This window comes from Bradyrhizobium sp. cir1 (assembly GCF_014198245.1).
Taxonomy (GTDB): Bacteria; Pseudomonadota; Alphaproteobacteria; order Rhizobiales; family Xanthobacteraceae; genus Bradyrhizobium.
This window is the reverse complement of record NZ_JACIHE010000012.1, coordinates 1-24,674: the sequence shown is the minus strand read 5'-3', so window position 1 is coordinate 24,674 and position 24,674 is coordinate 1. Positions and strand designations below refer to the sequence as shown.

The following is a 24,674-nucleotide window of genomic DNA, read 5'->3' as shown; positions in this document are numbered from 1 at the left end:
AGGAGACCTCACATGTTTACGAGCCATGCTTTGTCACGCCTGATCTGGCCGGGCCTTGCCATCGTCGGCGCACTGACGCTCTCCGCACAGCCGGTGCTTGCCGGCGAATGCCCGGCCGACAAGATCAAGCCGAGCGCACAGCAGATGGTCGACTATAAGCCGGTCGGCGTCACCGACGTGACGCTGGGCGCGATCGATCTCGGCAAGCAGCCGGCCCATATCGAGGGCCGCGAGTTGCGCTTCCGCAAGCTGACCATCGCGCCCGGCGGCATCGTGCCCTGGCACAGCCATGACGACCGCCCCGCGCTGATCTTCGTGCAGCAGGGCGAAATCGTCGAATACGCCTCCAACTGCGTCGACCCCATCGTGCACAAGGCCGGCGACATCCGCCCCGAAGTCTACGGCACCTCGCATTGGTGGAAGAACCTCGGCAAGGAGACGGTCATTCTCTATGTCGGCGACGTCCGCAAGGATCCCAACGACCATCACATGTGACGAGCGCCTGAGCGGGACGTCATTCCGGGGCGCGAAGCGAACTCTGGTGCGCAATTGCGCACCTGAGAATCTCGAGATTCCGGGTCTGGTGCTCCGGGCCGCTCTGCGCCCCGTTCGCACCAGCCCGGAATGACGGATCAACAGACGAGCACGCCATGACCGAACTTTCCACATCGATCAAACCTGCGGCGATGCCGATGGATGCGCATTCACCAAGCCTCGCGCTGCGCTCGCTCGTGATCGGCCTCACCGCATTCCTGACCGTCGTCGACCTCTTCGCGACGCAGGCGATCCTGCCCTCGCTGACGCGACACTACGGCGTCACGCCCGCAGCTATGGGTTTTGCCGTCAACGCCAGCACCTTCGGCATGGCGGCAGCCAGCCTCGTCGTCGGCTTCTTCAGCCCGCACATCGACCGGCGGACCGGCATCCTGCTCAGCCTGACGCTGCTGGCGATCCCTACCAGCCTGCTGGCCTCTGCGCCAAATCTTGCCGTCTTTACCGCCTTGCGCGTCGCGCAAGGCCTGTGCATGGCGTCCGCCTTCGCGCTCACCCTCGCTTATCTCGGCGAGCAATGCAGCGCCACGGACGCCGGCAGCGCTTTTGCCGCCTATATCACCGGCAATGTCGCGAGCAATCTCGTCGGCCGGCTGATCTCGGCGGCCATTGCCGACGGCCTCGGCCTCGCCTGGAATTTCTATTTCTTCGCAGCGCTCAATCTGGCCGGCGCGGTGCTGGTCTATTTCACCATCGGACGCGTGCAGCCGATGCATGCGATGATGCCTGCGGCATCGCCGTTCGAAGCCACCATCGCGCATTGGCGCAATCGGCGGCTGCGCGCGGCCTTCGGCATCGGCTTCTGCATCCTGTTCGCCTTCATCGGCACCTTCACATTCGTCAATTTCGTGCTGGTGCGGCCGCCGCTCTCGCTCGGCATGATGGATCTGGGTCTCGTCTATGTCGTCTTCCTGCCGTCTGTCGTCACGACGCTTCTGGCCGGCAAGGTGGCCGCGCGGCTGGGAACGCGGCCGACGATCTGGGGCGCGCTCGCCGTCGCCGGGCTCGGCCTGCCCTTGATGCTGGCGCCGCATCTCGGCGAAGTCCTCGCCGGCATGGTTCTGGTCGGCGTCGGCACATTCTTCGCACAGGCCGCTGCAACAGGGTTCGTCGGACAGGCGGCAACCGACAACCGCGGCTTCGCCAGCGGGACCTATCTTGCCTGCTACTTCTGCGGCGGGCTGGTCGGCACGGCCGTGCTCGGACGGCTGTTCGACGCTTTTGGCTGGTACGCCTGCGTCGCCGGTGTCGGCGCCGCCCTTGTGCTGGCGGCCCTGCTCACCTTCGCCTTGAAGCCCTAGCGCTTGACCGGGGCTTCCTGCGGCGGCTCGTCGTCGGCGATGGCGCGCCAGGCGGCGCCATCGAGATCGTCGTACTGGCCGCTTCGGAGCGACCAGAGGAAGGCGACGAGACCGGCGCCTCCGAGCATCAGGGCCAGCGGCACCAGGATGACCAGGATCTCCATCACACGATCTCCCGCGAGGCGCTGCGCGCGCGCAGCGAATTCAGCATGACCAGGATCGACGACCCGCTCATGGCGGCCGCTGCAATCAGGGGCGTCACGACGCCGCTGATCGCGACCGGCACGGCGAGCACATTATAGCCGATCGCGAGCCAGAGGTTCTGCCGCATCAGATGCAGCGCCTTGCGCGAAGCGTCGATGGCGGCGACCACGGGAGCCAGCGGCCGGCCGAGGAAGACGAGGTCGGCGGTGGCCTGGCTCAGATGCGCGGCCGAGATCGGCGACATCGAGATATGGGCTGCGGCCAGCGAAGGCGCGTCGTTCATGCCGTCGCCGACCATCAGCACCTTTGCGCCGCGCCGCTTCAATTCCTCGATCCGCGCGATCTTGTCGGCCGGCGTGACGCCGGCGCGCCATTCCGGGATCGCCAGCGCATCAGCCGCCGCCTTCACCGCCTGCTCGCGGTCGCCGGAGAGAATCTCGATGCCGATGCCGCGCGCCTTCAGCGCGGCAATCACCGCCTTCGCGTCCGGACGCAGGCCCTGGCGCACCGTCAGGACGAATTTTTCAGTCCCCTTGCTGAAGGCCACGATCGAGGCCTCGGGATCGAGAGTGACGCTGCCGGCCAGCGCTTCGGCACCACAGAACGACGGACGGCCAAGACGGATCTCGACGCCGTCGACCACCGCGCGCACGCCCTGCCCGGCTTCCTCGACCGCGCCGACAACAGGCGACCTGGCGCCGGCGGCCTGCGCGACCGCAGCGGCCACCGGATGATGGCTCGACAGCGCGAGGCGGCCGGCAAGCTCGAAAATGTCGCCGGGGATATCGGCCGCGTTCATCACTTCGAGATCGGGCAGCGTCAGCGTGCCGGTCTTGTCGAAGATGACATGGTCGGCTTCCGCCAGCCGCTCGATCGCATCGCCCGCATTGAGCAGCACACCCGCCTTGAACATCGCGCCCGAGGCCACCGTCTGCACGGTCGGGATCGCGAGCCCGAGCGCACAGGGACAGGTGATGATCAGCACGGCGACGCCGGTGACGATTGCATCATGCCAGCTCGCGCCGGCGATGACCCAGCCCAAAATGGTGATCAGCGCGGTCGCGTGCACCACCGGCGCGTAGAGCCGCGAGGCACGGTCGGCGAGCCGCATGTAGCGCGAACGCGCCTGCAGCGCATTGTCGAGCAGCCGCGTGATCTCGGCGAGCAGCGTCGCCTCGGAGGCCGCCGAGACCCGCACCCGCAGCGTGCCGGAGATGTTCATCGATCCCGCATAGACCGGCGTGCCGTGCTCGGCCGTGACATAGAGCGTCTCGCCGGTGATCAGGCTCTGGTCGATCTCGGAACGGCCCTCGATCACCGTGCCGTCGACCGCACAGCGCTCGCCGGGCCGCAGCAGCACGATGTCGCCGGGATTGATCGCCGCGACCGGCACCTGCGAGATCTCGTCGGGCCCGACGAACTTGGCCGCCGTCTCCGCCTTGAGCGCGGCGAGATTGCCGGCGACCGCGCGGGTCCGCCGCCGCATGTTCTGGTCGAGGAAGCGGCCGACCAGCAGGAAGGTGAGCAGCATGATCGCCGCGTCGAAATAGGCGTGCTCGGCGTGGTGGATGGTCTCGACCACGGACATGCCCAGCGCCAGGATCACGCCGATCGAGATCGGCACGTCCATGTTGGTGGTCTTCGCCGACAGCGCGCGCCAGGCCGAGCGGAAGAACGGCTGGCCGGCATAGGCCGCCGCCGGCAGCGCGATCAGCGCCGACAGCCAGTGGAAGAAGTCGCGCTGCTCCGGCAGCATGTCCGAGACGTTGCCGGACCACACCGGGATCGACAGCATCATCACGTTCATGGTGGCGAACGCCGCGACGCCGAGACAGCGCAGCAGGAAGCGGGATTCGGCGACCTCGGCCACTTCCGCGCTCTCGGTCTCGAACGGATAAGCCTTGTAGCCGAGCTCTTCGAGCCGGTCGATGAAACGGCCGGGGTCGAGCGTGCCGGCCTTCCATTCCAGCGCGACACGGCGGTCGGTCAGGTTGACGCGCGCCAGCGTGACGTCGGGGATGGCGGACAGGCCGCGCTCGATCTTGGCCATGCAGCCGGCGCAGTGAACGCCCTCGACCGCGAGGTCGATATGCTGAACGCCCGCGCCGGCGTCGCGAACATAGTGAGAGAAATCGCGCGTGATCTGCATGACGAGAGCCTCAGTTCAGGATCACGCGGTTGCGCGACAGGAACACACGCGCTCCTCGCGTCTCACCCTCGATCACCAGATCCCACTGCCCCGGCGCGACGGACGCAGCATTGCCGCGATAGACGCCGATGCCGGCTTCCGCGAGCTCGACCGAGAGGTCGGCGCGCTTGTCGGTCGGCCGCTCCAGGCGTCCGCCGAACTTCAATCCGGCGAGCGGCTGGCCGCTCGCATCACGCGCCTCGACCCGGATCGCGGCGCCACCGTCGGTGCGGCGTTCGATATGCGCGCTGACCTGCCATTTGCGCGCGGCCTGGTCCTGCGCCGCCGAGATCTCGCGCTCATAGGTCAGGCCCGCGGCATAGGGGCTGTCGACGTCCGTGCCCGGCAGCGTCGCGATCGCGAGCTTCATCATGGTCACGTTGACGCCGATCACGAGGCCGAAGAAGGCGACCAGCATCAGGAGCACCTTGGTTCCGGTCAGCGGCTTGGATGCCATGGCAGTCTCCTGGTCCTACGGCGAGACGAAATTGTCGGTGGCGCTCGCGGCGACGCCCAGTCCGATATCCATGACGTGGAAGCGGACCGGAATCGACTTCTCCGGATTGTTTTCAGCAGGTGCGGTGACCAGCAGCCGCAGCTCGCTGGTGGAGTCGCGCGGTATCACGATGATCGGCCGGTCCGGCGTCACCGAATCTGCGCCGACGACGTGCATGGTGGGGTTGACCGGCCCCTCCACGTCGATGGCAATGGCACGGTCATAGCCGCTCTTGTTGAGCAGCCGCACCGTGTAGGCGTTGCGGATCGAGCCGTCGCTGAGCTTGACCGCGACCGGATTGCGGTCGTGCAGCACGTTGACGTCGAGCAGGCTGCGTGTCGCCAGCGTATAGACCATGATGCCGCCGACCGCGGCGATGATCACGCTGTAGACGATCGTACGGGCCCGCACGATCCGGTAGATCGGCGCCTTGCCTTCCTGGCGGCGATGAATGTTGATGTCGTTGTCGTAGCCGATCAGCCGCTTCGGCCGGCCGATCTTGGCCATCACGTTGTCGCAGGCGTCGATGCAGAGCCCGCACTGGATGCATTCCATCTGCGATCCGTTGCGGATGTCGATGCCGGTCGGGCAAACCGCGACGCACTGGTAGCAATCGACGCAATCGCCGACCTGCTGGCCGAGCGCCCGCAGCTCGGCCGCCTTCTTCACCGAGGTGCGCTTCTCGCCGCGGTCGTAGCGGTAGGTGACATTGAGCGCCCATTCGTCGGTGAGCGCCGCCTGGATGCGCGGCCACGGGCACATATAGGTGCAGACCTGCTCGCGCATGTAGCCGGCGAGCAGATAGGTCGTTGCGGTGAGGATGCCGATCCAGACATAGGCGATCATCGGCCCCTGGAAGGTGACGAGCTCCTTCACCAGGGTCGGCGCATCGTTGAAGTAGAGCACCCAGGCGCCGCCGGTCCACCAGGCGATCAGCAGCCAGATCGAATGCTTGAGCACGATCTCGGAGATGCGCTCGAGCTTCATCGGATCGGTCGAGGCGTCCTTCTTCATCCGCTCGCGCCGGTCGCCCTCGATCAGGCGCTCGACGGCATAGAACAGGTCGGTCCAGACCGTCTGCGGGCAGAGATAGCCGCACCAGATCCGGCCGCCGATGGAGTTCAGCAGGAACAGCGCCACTGCGGCGACGATCAACAGGCCGGTGAAGTAGTAGACCTCCTGCGGCCACAGCTCGATGAAGAAGAAATAGAAGCGGCTGTTGGGAAGATCGATCAGCACCGCCTGGCTGGGCGCGCCGAGACCGCGATTCCAGCGCACGAAGGGCAGGAAGTAGTAGACGCCGAGGCAGAACGCCATCAGGCCCCATTTGATCCGCCGGAACGTGCCGGAGACGCTCTGGGGATAGACCTTTTTCCGGGCTGCGTAGAGCGGCCCGTCGTCATCGCCCGATGTGAGGTCTTTGGGGTTCACGGTCTTGTTCATCGCCTGGAGCTTCTCGAAAAGGTGCGATTAAACCTAGACCCGACACCGCCGCGTCAGTTGATCCAGCTCAAACGGGGGCGCTTTTGTTCGCCCCCGTTCGAACCCATTGGCCGCCGATCGACTATTTGCCGCCGCCCAGCGAGTGGACGTAGACCGCCATCGCCTTGATGGTGGCGGGATCGAGCCGCCCTTCCCAGGCCGGCATCACGCCGGCGCGGCCCTGGCTGATGGTCTCGATCAGGGCGGCCTCATCCGAGCCGTAGAGCCAGATCTTGTCGGTCAGATTCGGCGCGCCGAGCTCCTGGTTGCCCTTGCCGCCATCGCCGTGGCAGGCGACGCAGTTCTCGGCGAAGATCTTCTCGCCCTTGGCCGCGTCAAAGCCCTTGCGGGTCGGAAGGCCCGACAGCGAGCGCACATAATTCGCGACCGTGACGATCTCGTCGGCCTTCAGCACGCCGTCCTTGCCGAAGGCGAGCATCTGGCCCTCATGCGTCTTGGTGTGGCCGGAACGCGCGCCGAACTGGATGGTCTGCATGATCTGGTCGAGCGTGCCGCCCCACAGCCAGTCGTCGTCATTCAGGTTCGGGAAGCCCTTGGCGCCGGCACCGCCGGAGCCGTGGCACGGCGCGCAATTGTCGCCGAACACGGTCTTGCCCTTGGCGCGGGCGAGCGCCAGCAAGGCCGGGTCCTTCTCGATGTCGGCGAGTGAGGCCGCGCCCAGCGCCACCATCTTGTCGCCCCTGATCTTCTCGAGATTGGCGAGCTCGACCGCGACGTCGGCACGCGAGGAGTAGCCGAACGCGCCCATGGTGTTGCTGGAGATCAGCGGCCAGGCCGGATACACGATCCAGTAGCCGATCGCCCAGACGATGGTGAGGTAGAAGGTGATCACCCACCAGCGCGGCAGCGGCGTATTGAGCTCCTTGATGCCGTCCCATTCATGTCCGGTCGTGGACTTGCCGGTGACGGTATCGACTTCGCTATGATCGGTCATGGTCTCTCACTCCTCCCGCAACGGCAGGTGTGCCGCTTCGTCGAACGCGGCCTTGTTACGGGGCCAAAATGCGTAGGCGATGATCGCGAGAAAGATCGCGACGAACACCGGCGTCCAGATCGTCGTCACCAGCTCGGACGCAAGATTGTGGGCTGTCAGAATGGCTTTCATCGTTGATGCCTTCTCAGCGAAGATTGGCTTTCTCGTTGTAGATCTTGAAGTCGACCAGCGTGCCGAGCATCTGCAGGTACGCGATCAGCGCGTCCATCTCGGTCGGCGTGCCGGTCTTGCCGTCGAAGTTGCGCACCACCGCCTTGGCGTAGCGCTTGCTGAAGGCATCGCCGCCGGCATTGTCCGGATCGGCCTGGGCCTTCAGATCGGCACCTGCATTGGCGATCTGATCGTCGGTGTAGGGCACGCCGACGGTCCGCAGCGTGCGCATGTGGTCGGCGATCGTGCCCGGATCCACCTCGTTCTGGCTGAGGAACGGATAGCCCGGCATCACCGACTGCGGCACGATCGCGCGCGGGTTGATCAGGTGGGTGACGTGCCAGTCGTCGGAATATTTGGCGCCGACGCGGGCAAGGTCCGGACCGGTGCGCTTGGAGCCCCACTGGAACGGGTGGTCGAACATGCTCTCGGCGGCGAGCGAGAAGTGGCCGTAGCGCTCGACCTCGTCACGCAGCGGCCGGACCATCTGCGAGTGGCAGAGATAGCAGCCCTCGCGGACATAGACGTTGCGACCGGCGAGCTCCAGCGGCGTGTAAGGCCTCACCCCGTCGACCTTCTCGATCGTGCTCTTGAGGTAGAACAGCGGGGTGATCTCGACGAGACCGCCGATCGCGATCACCAGCAGGATACCGACGATCAGGATGATCGAGTTCTTTTCGAAGACTTGGTGGCGTGTCCAGAACGACATGTTGGAGCTCCTCATTCCGCCGGCTGAAGAGCGACGGGCATCTGGACTTCCGCCTCGCCGACGCGAACGGTCATCCAGAGATTGTAGGCCATGATCAGCGAGCCGATCAGGAACAGCCCGCCGCCTGCGGCGCGGATGATGTAGAAGGGATGCATCGCCTCGACGGTCTCGATGAAGGAATATTCGAGGAAGCCGAGCGAGGTGTAGGCGCGCCACATCAGGCCCTGGAGGATGCCGGACACCCACATCGCCGAGATGTAGAGAACGATGCCGAGCGTTGCGACCCAGAAGTGCCAGTTGACGAGCTTCAGGCTGTAGAGGCCCTTGCGATTCCACGCCCACGGCACCAGGCAGTACAGCGCGCCGAAGGAGACGAAGCCGACCCAGCCGAGCGCGCCGGAGTGGACGTGGCCGATGGTCCAGTCGGTGTAGTGGCTGAGCGAGTTGACCACCTTGATCGACATCATCGGGCCTTCGAAGGTCGACATGCCGTAGAAGGCGACGGAGACCACCAGCATGCGCAGCACGGGGTCGGTGCGCAGCTTGTCCCAGGCGCCCGACAGCGTCATCAGGCCGTTGATCATGCCGCCCCAGGAGGGCATCCACAGCATGATCGAGAAGGTCATGCCGAGCGTCTGCGTCCAGTCCGGCAGCGCCGTGTAGTGCAGATGGTGGGGACCTGCCCAGATGTAGAGGAAGATCAGCGCCCAGAAGTGGATGATCGACAGGCGGTAGGAATAGATCGGCCGGTCGGCGCGCTTCGGAATGAAGTAGTACATGATGGCGAGGAAGCCCGCGGTCAGGAAGAAGCCGACCGCGTTATGGCCGTACCACCACTGGAACATCGCATCCTGGATGCCGCCCCAGGCGACGTAGGACTTCGAGCCGAACACCGAGACGGGAAGCGCCGGGTTGTTGCCGAGATGCAGCACCGCGATCGTCACGATGAAGGCGAGATAGAACCAGTTCGCGACGAAGATGTGCGGTTCCTTGCGCTTGATGACGGTAACGAGGAAGACGAGCAGATAGACCACCCAGACGATGGTCAGCCAGAGGTCCGCGTACCATTCCGGCTCGGCATATTCCTTCGATTGGGTCACGCCGAGCAGATAGCCCGTGCCCGCGACCAGGATGAAGAAGTTGTAGCCGAGCACGACGAACCAGGGCGCGAGGTCGCCGGCGAGACGAACGCGGCAGGACTTCTGCACGACGTAGAAGGACGTCGCGATCAGCACGTTGCCGCCGAAGGCAAAGATCACGGCCGAGGTGTGCAGCGGCCGCAACCGGCCGAACTGAATCCAGGGCAGATCGAAGTTCAGCGCGGGCCAGGCCAGCTGCGAAGCGATGATGAGACCGACGAGGAAGCCGGCGATGCCCCAGAACATCGCCATGAAGGAGGAGAACTTGATCGGCCCCATGTTGTAATTGGGGCGGCCGTTGATCTCCGCCGGCGGCAGCGCCGCCGGGCGCTCGAAGTAGCGGTTGACGATGCAGAACACCGCCGCCAGGCTCGCCGCCGCGCTGAGCGCAGCATGGAAGGCGAAGGGCGCGTCGAGCGCCTTGGCCGCGGCGATCACGCAGAGGAAGGCGGTGGCTGCGAACACGACAGCCAAGCCGCTTTCACCGATGGTCATGGATTTGGAGATGGAGGGCTGGCTCATGCGGATTCTCTCTGAAAGAACACAGGGCCAGAAACCACATTCACCCTCGCGGGGAATTGATTGAAATCAAGACAGATGGATTTCTGTTAATGTGAGACGGCGTGGCGCCAGATGAAGTTCCCTCTCCCCTTGCGGGAGAGGGCGGCGAGGACCTTGCGTCAAACTCGGTTGGGTGAGGAGTTAGTTCCTCAACAAGAGTCTTTCCGCGGAGAGACACCCCTCATCCGGCGCTTCGCGCCACCTTCTCCCGCAAGGGGAGAAGGTAAGGGAAAGCGTAGCCGTGAAATCACGGAGCTCGATCGAGGGAATTGAGCAGGAGAGGTCAGTCGCGCGCGGTAGCCTTGAGCGCCTTGATGACGTCCTCGCGCGCGATGATTCCGACCAGCTTCTGCGTGCCGTCGAGCACGATGATGCTCCTGATGCGGTGCTCGACCATGATCTGGAGCACGCGCGTCAGGCGCGTGTCGGGGCTGACATAGATGAACTCCGGCGTCATGACGTCGCCGATCTTGCGGCTCATCAGGTCATGATAGCGCGGCAGCATCTGGTTTGGGGTGAAGGCGAAGCACTTCAGGATGTCGAACTTGGTGACGATGCCGACCACCTGTCCGTCGTCCTCGACCGGATAGGAGTTGAAATCGTCACGCTCGAACATCTCGCTGAGCTGGAGCATGTTGAGGTCGCGCTGCACCGTCTTGACGTTGCGGGTCATGTAGCCGTCGACGGTCTGCTCGATAAATCTGTACACGGCGCGTCCTCCTCAACTTGTTATTGTGGCCGACCGGCCGTCAGTGCGACAGCAGCACGCTGCGGGCGGATTGCGTGACCAGATACTGGGTGACGCCGCCCAGGATCAGCTCGCGAAATCTCGAATGCCCGTAGGCGCCCGCCACGATCAGGCCGGCGCCGACATCGCCGGCGGCCTTCTCCAATTGGGCGGCGGCGGTTTCGTTCCGCGCGCTGTCCAGCACGCGCGCGGTCGCGGTGACGCCGTGACGGGCGAGCCAGGCAGCGACGTCGGTGACGCCGGCCATCACGCTCGAACGGTCGTCGCCCTGCTCCGGAATCTCGACGATGGTGATGTCCCTCGCCTTGCGCAGCATCGGCAGCGCGTCGGCCACCGCCCGCCGCGCCTCTGCCGTATCCTTCCACGCCACCAGCACGCTGCGCAGATCGAGCCAGTTGGCCCGGTCGGGCACGACGAGAAGCGGACGGCCGACCTGCATCACCAGATCCCTGGGGCTTGCCAGCGCGAAAGCGTCGGAGAAGACCGTGCTGTGCCCGCCGCTGACGACGATGTCGGCGCAGCGCGCCTGCGCCAGGACGAATCGCGCCGGAAAATCCAGGGCGCTGCGCCACTCCACGTGCCCGCCACGATTCTTCGTCGCCGCACGGAATTGCGCCTCCAGACCCGCCAGGCGCCGCTTGACGGAAGCTTCGCCCTCGTCGATCAGCCTCTGGGCCTCGGCGCCGTCGGTGAAATAGAGCGGCGGGGCCAACTGCGCCGCGGCGACCCCGACGATGGCCGCTTCGAATCGCTCGGCGAGCTCACCCGCGACCTGAAGACGCGCCTCGTTGGATTGATCGAGCGCCAGGCTGACCATCACGGTCGCGTATGTCATCGGGATTCTCCGCAGGCAATGAACTATGCGAAATCTAGTCCTGCCGACGCAAAGCGGGATGAGATAGATCAAACCGCTCGCCGTCCGGGATCGCCGGAATTACACCAACAAAATCAAACATCGGAACTTGCCTCCGGCTCGCGCTTAGGCGAAAATTACCGGCGCGCTTGCGGCACCCTGCCCGCAGCATGACAAGGGGAGTGACCGCTTGATGCCGACCCGCGTAACGCAACCGCCTGACGACGGCAGGGGCGAGCATTTTCGGGTCCGGATCGAGGGATTCGGCGTCGGCACCTGGGATCTCGACCTCAGAACTCGGGCTCTGGACTGGTCGGATACCGCGCGGACCCTGCTCGGGATCGGGCAGGACCAGCCGGCGAGCTACGACCTCTTCCTGTCGCGGCTCGAGCCAAAGGACCGCGACCGCGTCGAAAGCGCAATCAAGCACGTCAGCGAACGCGGCGGCGGCTTCGACGTGTCCTTCAAGGTCGCGGGCGCCTCCAATGGAGGACAGTGGATTCGCGCCCGGGCGGGCGTCATTCGGGACGAAACCGGCTCGGCCCGCCATCTCCGCGGCATCTTCCTCGATATCGACGAGGAGAAGCAGGTCGAGAGTGCGCTCCGGACCCGCGAGACCCACCTCCGCTCGATCCTCCACACGATCCCCGACGCCATGATCGTCATCGACGGCCACGGCATCATCCAGCTGTTCAGCACCGCCGCCGAGCGCCTGTTCGGCTGGTCCGAACACGAGGCGATCGGCCAGAACGTCAGCATCCTGATGCCGGAGCCCGATCGCTCGCGGCATGACAGCTACATTGCGCGCTACCGCACCACCAGCGATCCCCACATCATCGGCATCGGCCGCATCGTGACCGGCAGGCGGCGCGACGGCACCACCTTCCCGATGCACCTGTCGATCGGCGAGATGCAGTCCGGCGGCGAGCCCTATTTCACCGGCTTCGTCCGCGACCTCACCGAGCACCAGCAGACCCAGGCGCGGCTGCAGGAGCTGCAATCCGAGCTCGTCCACGTCTCGCGGCTGAGCGCCATGGGCGAAATGGCGTCTGCGCTCGCGCATGAGCTCAATCAGCCGCTGGCGGCGATCAGCAACTACATGAAGGGCTCGCGGCGGCTGCTTGCCGGCAGCGTCGATCCGAACACGCCGAAGGTCGAGAGCGCGCTGGACCGTGCCGCCGAGCAGGCGCTGCGCGCCGGCCAGATCATCCGTCGCCTGCGCGACTTCGTCTCCCGCGGCGAATCGGAGAAGCGGGTCGAGAGCCTGTCCAAGCTGATCGAGGAGGCCGGCGCGCTCGGCCTCGCCGGCGCGCGCGAGCAGAACGTGCAGCTCCGCTTCAGCCTCGATCCGGAAGCAGACCTCGTTCTCGCCGACCGGGTGCAGATCCAGCAGGTCCTGGTCAACCTGTTCCGCAACGCGCTGGAGGCGATGGCGCAGTCGCCGCGGCGCGAGCTCGTCGTCACCAACACCCCCGTCGCCGACGACATGATCGAGATCGAGGTGTCCGACACCGGCTCCGGCTTCCAGGACGACGTCATTCCGAACCTGTTTCAAACTTTCTTCACCACCAAGGAAACCGGCATGGGCGTGGGACTGTCCATCAGCCGCTCGATCATCGAGGCTCACGGCGGGCGCATGTGGGCCGAGAGCAACGCATCGGGCGGGGCGACATTCCGTTTCACCCTCCCGGCAGCGGATGAGAATTGATGCATGACGACCAAGGGACATGTCTACGTCATCGATGACGACGACGCGATGCGGGACTCGCTGAATTTTCTGCTGGATTCCGCCGGCTTCGGCGTCACGCTGTTCGACAATGCGCAGAGCTTCGTCGACGCCCTGCCTGGCCTCGCCTTCGGCTGCGTCGTCTCCGACGTGCGCATGCCGGGCCTCGACGGGATCGAGCTCCTGAAGTGGATGAAGGCGCAGCACAGTTCGTTTCCGATCCTGATCATGACCGGTCACGGCGACGTGCCGCTCGCGGTCGAGGCGATGAAGCTCGGGGCAGTCGACTTCCTGGAGAAGCCGTTCGAGGACGATCGTCTCACCGCGATGATCGAGGCGGCGATACGCCAGGCCGAGCCGGCTGCCAAGAACGAGGCCGTGGCGCATGACATCGCCGCCCGCGTCGCGTCCTTGAGTCCCCGGGAGCGCCAGGTAATGGAAGGACTGATCGCAGGCCTTTCCAACAAGCTGATCGCCCGCGAATACGACATCAGCCCGCGCACCATCGAGGTGTACCGGGCCAACGTCATGACCAAGATGCAGGCCAACAGTCTCTCGGAGCTGGTGCGCCTCGCGATGCGCGCCGGCATGCTCAACGATTGAGGCAGGTCAAGGCCCTTTCGCGGTGCTGTGCTAGCCAAGCAAAATGATCGAGGTCAGCTCACACCATGAGCAGCTGCCGTCCCCCGCAAAACCTACCGTCTTTGTGGTTGATGACGACGCCGCCGTCTTGGGATCCCTGCGGTTCCTGCTGGAAACCGACGGCTTTGCCGTGCGGACCTTCAGGAGCGGCACGGCGCTGCTCAATGCCAGCGGCGCGCTGGGAGCCGATTGCTACGTCATCGACTACAAGATGCCCGACATCAACGGCATCGAACTCGCCGGCCGCCTGCGCAAGTCCGACAGCGAGACGCCCGTGATCCTGATCACCGGCTATCCTGACGAGAACATCTCGACCCGGGCGGCCGCAGCGGGGGTCAAGGACGTGGTCTTGAAGCCGCTTCTCGATGAAAACCTGCTCAAGCGCATCCGCCGCGCCATCCAGGACCGGCCTCGGTAACCGATTGTTCGAGCATGATTTTTCTGGAAAACCGCGGCGCGCCCTGCGTTGATTTGGCGCTGCAGGTCCATGTCATGCCGACCTACGGGCTTCTACGTAGGTAGACCCCCTTAAGATATCGCTCGAAATTTTCGAACCCCCCGATACCGCGTACCAATGCGTCATCACAACGGAGATGGCGCAGATGCTGACCCAGACACTCAAGACCCAGGCGATCAACACCCAAATCGGTGGCAAGATTGCCCCTGCTCACCCCGTTTCCGACCAGTTCGGCGCGATCACCGGCCATGTCGGTCTCGTCGCCACCGAGTTCTCCTACCGCAAGGACGAGGAGATCTACGGCGAGGACGAGCCGGCCGAATATGTCTACCAGGTCGTGTCGGGCGCGGTGCGCAGCTACAAGCTTCTCTCCGACGGTCGCCGCCAGATCGGCGCCTTCCATCTTCCCGGCGACGTGTTCGGCCTCGAATCCGGTCCCAGCCATCGCCTTGCCGCCGAGGCCATCATCGACACCACCGTGCGCCTCGTGAAGCGCGGCAGTCTCGAGAAGGCCGCCGGCACCGACGTGCAGGTCGCCCGCAAGCTCTGGGCCATGACGGCCTCCGAGCTGCGTCACGCCGAAGACCACATGCTGCTCCTCGGCCGCAAAACCGCGATGGAGCGCGTTGCGACCTTCCTGCTCGAAATGGACCGCCGCCTCGCGGTTGCCGGCATGATGGCGCTGCCGATGTGCCGCCGCGACATCGGCGACTATCTCGGCCTCACGCTCGAAACCGTCTCGCGTGCGCTGTCCCAGCTTCACACCCAGGGCATTCTCGGCTTCTCCGGCGCCCGCCAGATCGTGCTACGCAACCGCCAGCGCCTGCACAATCTCGACGCCTGACATTCTTCCTCCCTGCCCACTTTGGCCGGCTGAAGTCCTCAGCCGGCCATTTCTTTTGTCACGATCATGCCGGTGCGCCGGGTCTCCGGCATGACGAACAGGATCAGCAGCAGCCCCGTCGCGGCGACGCCGGACAGCCCGATGAAGGCGGTGGCGTTGCCGAACTTGTCGCTGACATAGCCGCCGAGCGCCGTGCTCAGCGACGCGCCGATGCCGGTCGCGGTGCCGACGATGCCTTGCGCCAGGTTGAAGTGACCGCTGCCGAAGGCGACGTCGGCGACGATCAGCGGAATCATGACCGCGAACACCGCCGCGGTGAGACCGTCGAACACCTGCACCGCGACCAGCAGATAGGGATCGCGCACGGTCGCGAACAGCAGACCGCGAATCGTCAGCGCGCCGAATCCGATCAACAGCAGCGGCCGGCGGCCCCAGGCTTGCGCCTTGCGCCCGATGGTTGGCGACAGCAGCGCCACGATCGCCTGCGGCACGATGATGCAGGCCGCGACCAGCACCGTCGCCCACTGGCTCGACCGCGCCGTCACTGCGCTCGCCATCAGCGGCATCATCGCCGCGTTCGCGAGCTGCAGCAGCAGCACACTGAGCGCGAAGACGATGAGCGGACGCTGCCGGATCAGGTGCCAGATATTGGTGTCGCCGCGGTCCGCGGCTTCCGGCGGCATCTCGCCGTGACAACGCCTGATGTCGACCTCCTCCTCGCGGATGCGCGACAGCGCGATCAGAGTCGGGATCGCGAGCAGGAAGGTGACGAGGAAGACCGAGCGGCTCGACAGCAGATATCCGGCCGTGCCCATCACGGCGGCCGCGACGCCGTTACCCAGCGAGGCGAACCGCGCGTTGCGGCCGAGCCGCTCGCCGATCGCGAGCGGGCCGACGAGACCGAGGCTGATCGCCGCGATCGCCGGCCCCAGCACGCAGCTCGCCATCGCATGCAGGGTGGCGGCCGTCACCACCACGGGGAAGACCGGCATCGCTGCATAGGCGAGCGCGCAGGCGCCGATGGTCGCGATCGCGAGCGCTGCGACCAGCCGTTCGGACTTCGCGGCATCGATGATCGCGCCGCCCGGCATCTGTCCGATCAGGGCGATGATGCCGCCGATCGACAGCACGAGGCCGATCTCGACCTGGGTCCATTTCTGCGTCGTCAGGTAGACCGCGATGAAGGGACCGAAGCCGGTCTGCACGTCGGCGAGGAAGAAGATGAACCAGTCGAGGCCGCGCAGGCTCTGACGCGACGGCGCCGGAATGCCCGCAGGCGGCAGCGCGGCGACGTTGTCCCGTTCAACGTGGCCATCGCGATCTGCATGCTTCGGCTTCCTCGACAACAGCACAGGCGGTCAGCCCTCCCGACACCTCACTGGATCGTTTGCAGCGGTTGAAGGCTGCCGGACGCGCCGAGCACGACCATCGGCGTGTCTTCCTTGTATTCCGGCGCGGCCGCGACCTGCGCCTTGGTCAGTTCCAGCGTGATGCTGTCCTTCTTGTTGGCAATCTTGCCGAACCGCATCGCGTTCCAGTCCACCACGATCTTGCGGCTGCCGACGCCGAGGAAGCCGCCGAAATCGATCACCGCCGCGCGCACGCGCCCGTCCCGGTCGACGATGACATCGACGATGCGGCCCATGTCCTCGTCCGCAGCGCTACGCACGTCGCGGCCGAGCACGCCATGTGCATCGCTCGCGCCGATGATGGTGACCGACGGCGGCGGTGCGGCGTCCTTCGGCGTGATCGGAACGGTCGAGGTCGGCGGCTGAGCCGTCGCCGGCGCATTTGCTTCAGTCTGGCCCGCGGGCGGCCCGTCGGCGGCGCGCGAGGTGGCGACCGCCAGGCCCGCGACGACGGCCATGCCGAGTATCAGCACTCCGATCGCACGCATAACACCCTCCTCACCGCGCGCCGCTAGCGCGCCAGCACGATCGACACCTGGATCTGGCCGCGCGTGCGCATCACCTCCAGCGCGACGTCGTCGCCATGGCGGCTGACGCGCAAGTCCACGCTGGAATCGCCGAGGCGCAGATCGCGCAGGATGACCTCGTTCAGAAACGCCGGCAGATGCGGATTGCGCAGGCGAATCTCGCCGCGCGCCACGTCGAACTCGATGCCCAGCGCCGCCTCGAGCAGCGTGAACGGCGTCGCGCTGGCCCAGGCCTGCGGCGCGCAGGCGACCGGATAGAGCGTCGGCCCGCGCCGCTTCTCGCGCCGGAAGCCGCAGAACAGTTCGGGCAGCCGGCGCAGGTCCATATAGGTGGCGGCGTCGAACAGGCCCTTGAAGACATGCGCCACCGAATGCTTCAGGCCGTAGCGCGCGAGCCCGAGCGCGATCAGCGCGTTGTCGTGCGGCCAGATCGATCCGTCGTGATAGGACATCGGATTGTAGCGCACCTCGCCCTGCGCGACCGTGCGGATGCCCCAGCCCGAGAAGAAATGCGGCCGCATCAGGTCGGCGGCGACGAGACGGGCGCGGTCCTCCCGGATCATGCCGCTGAACAGCACCTGCCCGGCATTTGAGGTCCGCACCTTGCAGGGCCGCTTCTTGCCGTCGAGGGCCAGGGCGTAGGTGCCGAGCTCCTCGCACCAGAACGCCTGCTCGAAGCGCTCGGCCAGTGCCTTGGCTTCGGCTTCGAACTTGCGCACGAGGTCGGGCTTGCCGAGGCGCAACGCGCAGCGCGCGGCCAGCTGCTTGGCCGCATAGACGTAGCCCTGGACTTCGGCGAGCGCGATATTGCCCTCCGCAAGCTGGCCGTCGGCATGGAAGATCGCGTCGTAGGAATCCTTCCAGCCCTGGTTGGCCAGCCCCTTCTCCGTCGCACGCTGGTATTCGACGAAGCCGTCCTGGTCGGGATCGCCGGGACCGTCGATCCAGGCGAGCCCGGCCTCGATTGCGGGCCACAGCTCCATCAGCGTCGTCTGGTCACCGGTGCGCTCGAAATAGCTTCCGGCGAGCAACACGAACAGCGCGGTCGAATCGACGCTGCCGTAATATTGCGCGAACGGCACCTCGCGCAGCGCCGCCATCTCGCCGCCGCGCATCTCGTGCAGGATCTTACCGGGCGCGGCATCGGCCAGCGGATCGATCGCCCTGGCCTGGAAATGCGCGAGCCGCCTGAGCACGCCCTTGGCGATCCGCGGATCGATCCACAGCATCTGCAGCGCGGTGATCAATCCGTCGCGCCCGAAGGTCGTCGAATACCAGGGAATGCCGGCATAGGGATAGCGGCCCTGCGGCGTCTCCGTCATCAGCATGTTGAGGTCGGCCATGGCCTGGCACAGCACCTCGTTGAAGATGTTGTTGGAGGTCTCGATGCTGGCCGCGCCCATCGTCGACTGCCGCATCTCGCGGCGGTGGGCGAGCAGGCCCCTGAAGAAGCGCGCCGGTTTCTCCGCGATCGGCCGGTTGCAGGATGCTGCCACGAACAGCGATTTCGATTCGTGCGGATCCAGTTCGAGCTGCCACGTGGCGGCATTGACGGAGAGCCGCGTCGGACGCGGATCGAAATGCAGGCCGGTGGTGCGCTCGCAATCGTCGAGACCGCGATATTCGAACAGCACGTCGGTCGGCCCGAGCAACCGGCTCGTACCCGTCCCGCGGCGCGGGCGCCGCTCGCCGCGGACCTCGAACAGATCGGCGAAATCGTTGTCGAACAGCAGCGTCAGCTCGAAGCCGGCCCGCCGGTCGCCGTGGTTCTGCACGCCGATGCGCTGATAGGCCGTGCCGCGCCACAGGAAGACCGTGCGCACGATGTGCAGCAGGTCCTTTTGCAGCACGAGGCTGCCCTCGCGGTAGATGTCGGGGTTGGTGAGATCGACGGTCAGCGCCGAATTGTCGTCGCGCAGGTTCGAGCCGAGCAGCAAGGGCTGGAGATCGTCGAGCACGAGCTCCAGCCGCGCGAGATAGCGTGTGTCGTGGTGAAACAGGCCGTCCGGCCCGCCCGCCGATGCGCCGATGTCGCCATGACTGTCGAGCACGATGAAGGTGTCATCGTGCTTGAGCGAGCGTCGCGGGCGCGCCGAGGGCCCCGTCATCGGGATATAGAAGGGCTGCTCCACGACCTGCTCCACGGTCCGCGCCATAGAGACGAACTTGGTGATGACTTCGGCTGCCATAAGCGGCTCCCCTGCGCTTGTTTCGAGACGCAACCAACGCGAAGGCGACTGTCGGGCTTACGCGGCGACTTTCGCGAGCCGGCTCATCTCCTGCGTCACCAGCTCACGGTACGGGCCGTGGCCCTGCATCAGGCGGTCGGGCGCGCCGTCCTCGATGATCCTGCCGGCCTTCAGCACCACCACGCGATCGAAATTGCGCAGCGTCGCAAGGCGATGCGCAATCGCAACCACGGTGCGGCCGCGCATCAGGCGGGTCAGCGCCTCGCGGATCGCCTCCTCGGACTCGCTGTCGAGCGCCGCGGTGGCCTCGTCGAGCAGCAGGATCGGCGCGTCCTTCAGGAAGGCGCGCGCGATGGCGATGCGCTGGCGCTGGCCGCCGGACATCTTGACGCCGCGGTCGCCGACCATGGTGTCTAGGCCCTCGGGCAGGCTCTCGACGAAGTCGCAGCGCGCCGCGATCGCCGCGCGCAGCACCTCGTCGTCTGTGGCGTTGGGGCGACCATAGCGGATATTCTCGCGAATGGAGCGATGAAACAAGGAAATATCCTGCGGCACCACCGAGATCGCCTCGCGCAGGCTCAGTTGCGTCACCTTGGCAATGTCCTGGCCGTCGATGGTGACGCTGCCCTCGTCGACATCGTAGAAGCGCTGAAGCAGCGTGAACATCGTCGACTTGCCGCCGCCGGAGTGGCCGACCAGACCGACGCGCTGGCCGGGCTGCAGCCGCAGGCTGAAACGCTCGAAGATCTTCTCAGCCCCGGGATAGCCGAAGGTGACGTTGTTGAACGCGATCGCGGCACCGCTCTTGACCAGGGGTTCGGCCTCGGGATGGTCACGCAATTCGTGCGGCACGAGAAGTGTCGCAATCGCCTCCGTCAGCCGCGCGACGTGCTGGGTGACATCGACCAGCGCCACCGCGAGATCTCGCGTCGCGTTGAGGATGGAGAGGCCGAGCGTGCAGACCAGCACGACGTCGCCGGTGGTCGCCTCGCCCTGCTGCCAGAGCGTGATGGCCCAGGCCATCAGCGCCACCGTCAGGAGAACGGTCACGCCGGCATGGGTCAGCCGCAGCTTCTCCAGATAGCGCAGGCTGCGGCCGCGCGCGGTGAGCTCGCGATTGACGGTCGCATCGAACCGCTCGTGCTCATGGCTGATGCCGCAGAAGGCACGGACCAGCGGCATGTTGCTGATGACGTCGATCATCTCGCCATCGACGACAGCCGCCTTGTCCGCGAAGTCGTCGTGCAGCGGCTTGCCGGCGGCGGCCAGGTGGAACATCGCGATCACCATGCCGCCGGCGATCACGATCAGGCCGAGCGCCATATAGGGACTGACGGTTCCAATCAGCATGATTGCCGCAATTGTGGCAATGCACGGCGGCAGGACATTCCAGACGAACATGTTCTCGACCGTGAACACCGCGTTCGAGGTCGCTGTGATGCGGCTCGTCAGCATGCCGGGCATGCGATCGGAGAAATAGCTCGGCGCGTGCCCGGTGAGATGGCGAAAGATGTCACGCCTGAGATCGCCGGTGACGCGGACGAAGGTGAAGCTCGCCGTCCAGCTCGCGATCCGCCACAGGAAGTTGTCGGCAGCGATCAGTGACATGAGCAGAATGAATGCCAGCCATACGCTGCCGCCATGCGAAGTTCCCGCCGACAGACCGTCGACCAGGGATTTGACGCCGTACTGCGTGCCCACGGAGCAGGCAACCGCCGCAACGACCGCGGTCAAGATCACCAGATGTGATGCGAGGCGACGCCTGAGATAGCGCAATACAAAGGCAAATGGTCTGCGCGCGTATCCAGAAAGCTGATCCATATGGCTATCGCCCCGTCGTGATGGTTTTTTCAATTCGTACTGATCGACTTGAACATCGACCGCTTCGTCCCGGTTCCCGGGCTCAGTGATCACGACATGCGGATGCGGACGATCTGCGAAGATGTCGTGGCATCATCGCGACGAGCCCCAACGTGTCGAATAAGTAACGTTTGGGGGAAGGAACTTCGCAAGTGCGGGAACGTTCCCTTGGCTGGCATTGCCGGTGCCGTACAGGCGGGGGTTTCAACATTCATGATCGCAGAGGAGATGGCGAGATGCGCATCGCGCAGGTAGCTCCGTTGACGGAGGCTGTTCCACCCAAGCTGTATGGCGGCACCGAGCGGGTGGTGCATTGGTTGACGGAAGAGCTGGTGGCCCTGGGACATGACGTGACGCTGTTCGCCAGCGGCGACTCGCAGACATCTGCGAAGCTCGATGCATTATGGCCGCGGGCGCTTCGCCTCGACGGTTCCGTACGCGACCCCAACGCCCTGCACATGGTGCTCCTGGAGCGCGTGCGGCAGAAATGTGACGACGAGGAGTTCGACTTCCTCCACTTCCATCTCGATTACTATCCGTGGTCGCTGTTCTACCGGCAGCCGACACCGTTCGTGACCACGCTGCACGGCCGGCTCGACCTGCCGGAGCATCAGCCCGTCTTCAATACCTTCACCAAAATGCCTGTCATCTCGATCTCGAACGCGCAGCGGCGGCCGGTGCCGCAGGCGAGCTGGGTGACGACGATCCACCATGGCCTGCCGGAGAACCTGCTGACGCCGAAACCGGTGAAACAGGAATATCTCGCCGTGCTCGGCCGCATCGCGCCGGAGAAGGGCGTCGATCGCGCCATCAAGATCGCAACCCATTGCGGCATCCCGCTGAAGATCGCGGCCAAGGTCGATCGTGCCGACCAGGACTACTATGACGAGCTGATCCGTCCGATGATCGAGAACAATCCGCTGGTGGAGTTCATCGGTGAGATCAGCGATCACGAGAAGTCCGACTTCCTCAGCGGCGCGCTTGCACTCCTCCTGCCGATCGATTGGCCGGAGCCGTTCGGCCTCGTGATGATCGAGGCCATGGCCTGCGGAACGCCGGTGATCGCCTTCAACCGCGGCTCTGTGCCTGAGATCATCGACGAGGGCCTGACCGGCTTCGTGGTCGAGGACGTCATCAGCGCCGCCGGCGTCGTCAAGCGGCTCCCGCAACTGAGCCGCGCCGCGATCCGCAAGCAATTCGAGACGCGCTTCACCGCGCGGCGGATGGCGCTGGACTATCTCGCCGCCTATCGCAGCCTGACCGAGGAGCAAGCGCCGCGGATCAAGCTGGTCAGCAGCGCGGAGTAGCTGGTCGCTCTCACCTCAAGGCACACTGTCATGCCCCGGCTTGACCGGGGCATCCAGTACTCCGCAGCTTCTCGGCTCAAGCACCGCGGTCTCTGGAATACTGGATCGCCCGGTCAAGCCGGGCGATGACAGCGAGCGCTAGAACGCGGCGGACCGCGCTCCCCTACCTCACCACCGCCCGCTTCGGCTCCACGATCTCGAACATGCGCGGGAACTCGTCCATCAGGCCCATCAGCTCGGCGAGCTTCATCGGATTGCCCGCAAGCTTGACCTTGCCGGCGGCGACTGCCTCCGGAAAACTCGTCAGCTTCGCGATCACCTCGTCCAGCGTCGCGCGCGCCAGCGTGAAGCTGGCATCGGCGCCTTCTGCCTGCACGCCCTCGGTATAGGTCAGCGCCGAATTCTCCAGGTTGAGCACGAAGGTCTCGCCGGTGTCGGAAAAACGCCAGTTCAGCACGATGTGCTTTCCTTCCGCCTTGGGGCCATTGAGGCGGATGCCGAGCACGTCCCAAAGCTGCGAGGTGCGCAGCGCGGCCAGTGTCTCGCGCGGCATCGGCGGACGCGGCGGGATGTTCGGCATGCCCTGGCGCAGCTCCTGCGCGCCGAACAGATAGGCGTTGCGCCAGGTCGAGCTCTCGGCGGCATAGCCGAGCTGCTCCAGCGTATCGGCAAGCAGGCTGCGTGCCGCCGCATTGTCGGGCTCGGCGAAGACGAGATGGCCGAGCGCCTGCGCGACGAAGCGGAATTCGCCCTTGTCAAAATCCGCGCGCGCCCGCGCGAGGATAGCGTCCGCGCCTCCCATATACTCCACGTACTTCTTGCCCGACTCCACCGGCGGCAGCGGATCGAGATTGACCGGATTGGCGTCGTACCAGCCGAGATACTTTTGGTAGATCGCCTTCACATTGTGCCGGATGTGGCCGTAATAGCCGCGGCCGTGCCAGGCGCCCTCGAGGCTCTTCGGGAGCTGAATCGTCTCGGCGATCTCGGCGGCGTTGAGGCCATGGTTCATCAGGCGGATGGTCTGGTCATGCGCGAACTTGTAGAGGTCGCGTTGCTGGCGGATCATCGTGCCGATGCGCTCGCGTCCCCATACCGGCCAGTGGTGCTGGCCGCACATCGCCTCAGCCTTGCCGTTCCACAGCTGCAAGGCCTCGCCCAGGTACTTCGACCATGCCAGCGCATCGCGTACATCGGCGCCGCGGAACGGCAGCAGATTGTGGAAATTGTGGGTGCAGTTCTCCGCGAGATTCAGCAGCTTGTAGCGCGGAATGAAGAAATGCATCTCCGCCGGCGCTTCGCTGTTCGGCGCCATCTGGAATTCGAATTCGACGCCATCGATCACACGCTTGTCGCCGGTCGCCATGATCAGGTCGGTCGGGCGCAGCAGCGCAACGCCGCCTGCCGCCATCGACTTGCCGAGCCCGTTGTCGACCTGCCCCCGCGTCCCCTTGGCGAGAAACGGGCCGAACTGATATTGCGCCCGGCGCAGCATCGCGGGGCCTGCGATGATGTTCTCGGAGACGGCATGTTCCATGAACAGGTTCGGCGCGATGATGGGCACGCTGCCACTGGCGAGCGCATCCTCCTCCAGCACGCCGCGCGCGCCGCCCCAGTGATCGGTGTGGGTGTGCGTGAAGATGACGGCCGCGACCGGCTTCAGGCCCCGATGCTTGAAATAAAGATCGAGCGCAGCGCGCGCGCCTTCGTTCGAGGTCAGGGTGTCCACGACGATGACGCCGCTGTCGCCCTCGATCAGCGTCATGTTGGCGATGTCGAGCCCGCGCACCTGATAGACGCCGGGCACCACCTCAAACAGGCCGTGATGCATGTTGAGCCGCGCCTGCCGCCACAGACTCGGGTTGACCGTGGGCGGCGCCTGTTCGGCCGACAGGAAGCCGTAGGGCTTCAGGCTCCAGACCGTCCGGCCCTGCGGGTTCGTGATCTCCGCGTGCTCGATCGTGCCAAGGAAGCCGCGCGCGGCATCATCGAAATCCCGCGTGTCGGAAAACGGCAGCGCATTCAGCATCGCCTCATGCTGCGCGATGATGGTGGGCGTTGCGTCCTTGGGTTCGCCGCTGGTTTCTGTCATCTTTATGTCCTCCCCGCTTGTCGCGGGCATCTAACCGCATCTCGTTGGCGATTGCTATTGGGAGGGGACTGCGGAAATCGAACGAGATGCCTCTTCCCTTCTCCCCTTGCGGGAGAAGGTGGCGCGAATGTCCAGACCGGATAGAGAGGTAACACAGTAGACCGGATGGATGGGTGACAGTTCTCTGTCGGCTGGGAGGACCAGCCGATGCCTTGGCGAGAGA

General features: G+C 65.4%; 22 protein-coding genes. 7 read left to right on the top strand and 15 right to left on the bottom strand.

Translation table 11 applies throughout. From position 1 onward, the window contains the following. Positions 1–12 precede the first annotated feature (12 nt). Both GGD63_RS23280 and GGD63_RS23275 read left to right on the top strand, forming a co-directional pair. Positions 13–495 (top strand): cupin domain-containing protein, encoded by a 483-nt coding sequence (locus GGD63_RS23280; RefSeq protein ID WP_183245486.1) that lies wholly within the window; start codon positions 13–15, stop codon positions 493–495. Between the two features lie 155 nt (positions 496–650). Next, positions 651–1,853 carry an MFS transporter gene (locus GGD63_RS23275; protein WP_183245485.1) on the top strand — a complete coding sequence of 401 codons (1,203 nt, stop codon included), beginning with the start codon at positions 651–653 and terminating at the stop codon, positions 1,851–1,853. On the opposite strand, the gene ccoS is transcribed toward GGD63_RS23275, so the two are convergent. The 10 genes from ccoS to GGD63_RS23225 all read right to left on the bottom strand — a co-directional run bounded on the left by ccoS (position 1,850) and on the right by GGD63_RS23225 (position 11,380). Then, positions 1,850–2,017 carry a cbb3-type cytochrome oxidase assembly protein CcoS gene (gene ccoS / locus GGD63_RS23270; RefSeq protein ID WP_008138466.1) on the bottom strand — a complete coding sequence of 56 codons (168 nt, stop codon included), beginning with the start codon at positions 2,015–2,017 and terminating at the stop codon, positions 1,850–1,852. The genes GGD63_RS23275 and ccoS overlap by 4 nt on opposite strands. Then, positions 2,017–4,206, bottom strand: a complete 2,190-nt coding sequence (locus tag GGD63_RS23265) for a cation-translocating P-type ATPase (protein ID WP_183245484.1) — start codon at positions 4,204–4,206, stop codon at positions 2,017–2,019. The genes ccoS and GGD63_RS23265 overlap by 1 nt, the downstream gene beginning before the upstream one ends. Before the next feature lie 10 nt (positions 4,207–4,216). Beyond that, positions 4,217–4,702, bottom strand: coding sequence for a FixH family protein (locus tag GGD63_RS23260; protein ID WP_183245483.1), 486 nt, complete (start codon positions 4,700–4,702; stop codon positions 4,217–4,219). Positions 4,703–4,717: 15 nt separating this feature from the next. After that, the gene (gene ccoG / locus GGD63_RS23255) at positions 4,718–6,184 is read right to left on the bottom strand and encodes a cytochrome c oxidase accessory protein CcoG (RefSeq protein WP_183245482.1); all 1,467 of its coding nucleotides are present in this window, start codon (positions 6,182–6,184) and stop codon (positions 4,718–4,720) included. A 121-nt stretch (positions 6,185–6,305) separates the two neighbouring features. Then, a complete protein-coding gene (ccoP, locus tag GGD63_RS23250; protein ID WP_183245481.1) occupies positions 6,306–7,178 on the bottom strand; it encodes a cytochrome-c oxidase, cbb3-type subunit III in 873 nt (290 codons plus the stop codon). Between the two features lie 6 nt (positions 7,179–7,184). Next, complete coding sequence (locus GGD63_RS23245; RefSeq protein ID WP_183245480.1) at positions 7,185–7,349, bottom strand: cbb3-type cytochrome c oxidase subunit 3; 165 nt, start codon at positions 7,347–7,349, stop codon at positions 7,185–7,187. Between the two features lie 13 nt (positions 7,350–7,362). Next, complete coding sequence (ccoO, locus tag GGD63_RS23240; protein ID WP_183245479.1) at positions 7,363–8,097, bottom strand: cytochrome-c oxidase, cbb3-type subunit II; 735 nt, start codon at positions 8,095–8,097, stop codon at positions 7,363–7,365. A gap of 11 nt (positions 8,098–8,108) precedes the next feature. Further along, complete coding sequence (gene ccoN / locus GGD63_RS23235; protein WP_183245478.1) at positions 8,109–9,758, bottom strand: cytochrome-c oxidase, cbb3-type subunit I; 1,650 nt, start codon at positions 9,756–9,758, stop codon at positions 8,109–8,111. A 322-nt stretch (positions 9,759–10,080) separates the two neighbouring features. Next, positions 10,081–10,506, bottom strand: coding sequence for an HPP family protein (locus tag GGD63_RS23230; RefSeq protein WP_183245477.1), 426 nt, complete (start codon positions 10,504–10,506; stop codon positions 10,081–10,083). 40 nt (positions 10,507–10,546) lie between these two features. Next, positions 10,547–11,380 carry a universal stress protein gene (locus GGD63_RS23225; protein WP_183245476.1) on the bottom strand — a complete coding sequence of 278 codons (834 nt, stop codon included), beginning with the start codon at positions 11,378–11,380 and terminating at the stop codon, positions 10,547–10,549. Positions 11,381–11,588: 208 nt separating this feature from the next. Here GGD63_RS23225 and fixL point away from each other — a divergent pair, with 208 nt between their 5' ends. The 4 genes from fixL to GGD63_RS23205 all read left to right on the top strand — a co-directional run bounded on the left by fixL (position 11,589) and on the right by GGD63_RS23205 (position 15,067). Beyond that, positions 11,589–13,106 carry a sensor protein FixL gene (fixL, locus tag GGD63_RS23220; RefSeq protein ID WP_183245475.1) on the top strand — a complete coding sequence of 506 codons (1,518 nt, stop codon included), beginning with the start codon at positions 11,589–11,591 and terminating at the stop codon, positions 13,104–13,106. A gap of 3 nt (positions 13,107–13,109) precedes the next feature. Beyond that, entirely contained in the window at positions 13,110–13,727 is a 618-nt protein-coding gene (gene fixJ / locus GGD63_RS23215; RefSeq protein ID WP_183245474.1) for a response regulator FixJ, read from the top strand. 43 nt (positions 13,728–13,770) lie between these two features. Further along, positions 13,771–14,184 (top strand): response regulator, encoded by a 414-nt coding sequence (locus GGD63_RS23210; RefSeq protein ID WP_183245473.1) that lies wholly within the window; start codon positions 13,771–13,773, stop codon positions 14,182–14,184. Between the two features lie 184 nt (positions 14,185–14,368). Next, a complete protein-coding gene (locus tag GGD63_RS23205) occupies positions 14,369–15,067 on the top strand; it encodes a helix-turn-helix domain-containing protein (protein ID WP_183245472.1) in 699 nt (232 codons plus the stop codon). A gap of 38 nt (positions 15,068–15,105) precedes the next feature. Here the strand turns inward: GGD63_RS23205 and GGD63_RS23200 are convergent, their stop codons facing one another. The 4 genes from GGD63_RS23200 to GGD63_RS23185 are packed head-to-tail and all read right to left on the bottom strand — an operon-like array spanning position 15,106 to position 21,013. Beyond that, positions 15,106–16,419 (bottom strand): MFS transporter, encoded by a 1,314-nt coding sequence (locus GGD63_RS23200; RefSeq protein WP_183245471.1) that lies wholly within the window; start codon positions 16,417–16,419, stop codon positions 15,106–15,108. A 23-nt stretch (positions 16,420–16,442) separates the two neighbouring features. After that, positions 16,443–16,964 carry a PRC-barrel domain-containing protein gene (locus GGD63_RS23195; RefSeq protein ID WP_183245470.1) on the bottom strand — a complete coding sequence of 174 codons (522 nt, stop codon included), beginning with the start codon at positions 16,962–16,964 and terminating at the stop codon, positions 16,443–16,445. Between the two features lie 23 nt (positions 16,965–16,987). After that, positions 16,988–19,192: an amylo-alpha-1,6-glucosidase gene (locus tag GGD63_RS23190; protein WP_183245469.1), complete on the bottom strand. Its 2,205-nt coding sequence runs from the start codon at positions 19,190–19,192 to the stop codon at positions 16,988–16,990. A 57-nt stretch (positions 19,193–19,249) separates the two neighbouring features. Then, the gene (locus tag GGD63_RS23185; RefSeq protein ID WP_183245468.1) at positions 19,250–21,013 is read right to left on the bottom strand and encodes an ABC transporter ATP-binding protein; all 1,764 of its coding nucleotides are present in this window, start codon (positions 21,011–21,013) and stop codon (positions 19,250–19,252) included. Between the two features lie 275 nt (positions 21,014–21,288). On the opposite strand from GGD63_RS23185, the gene GGD63_RS23180 reads away from it, so the two are divergent. After that, positions 21,289–22,359, top strand: a complete 1,071-nt coding sequence (locus GGD63_RS23180; RefSeq protein WP_183245467.1) for a glycosyltransferase family 4 protein — start codon at positions 21,289–21,291, stop codon at positions 22,357–22,359. 163 nt (positions 22,360–22,522) lie between these two features. Here the strand turns inward: GGD63_RS23180 and GGD63_RS23175 are convergent, their stop codons facing one another. Then, positions 22,523–24,451, bottom strand: a complete 1,929-nt coding sequence (locus tag GGD63_RS23175) for an alkyl/aryl-sulfatase (RefSeq protein WP_183245466.1) — start codon at positions 24,449–24,451, stop codon at positions 22,523–22,525. Between the last annotated feature and the right edge of the window lie 223 nt (positions 24,452–24,674).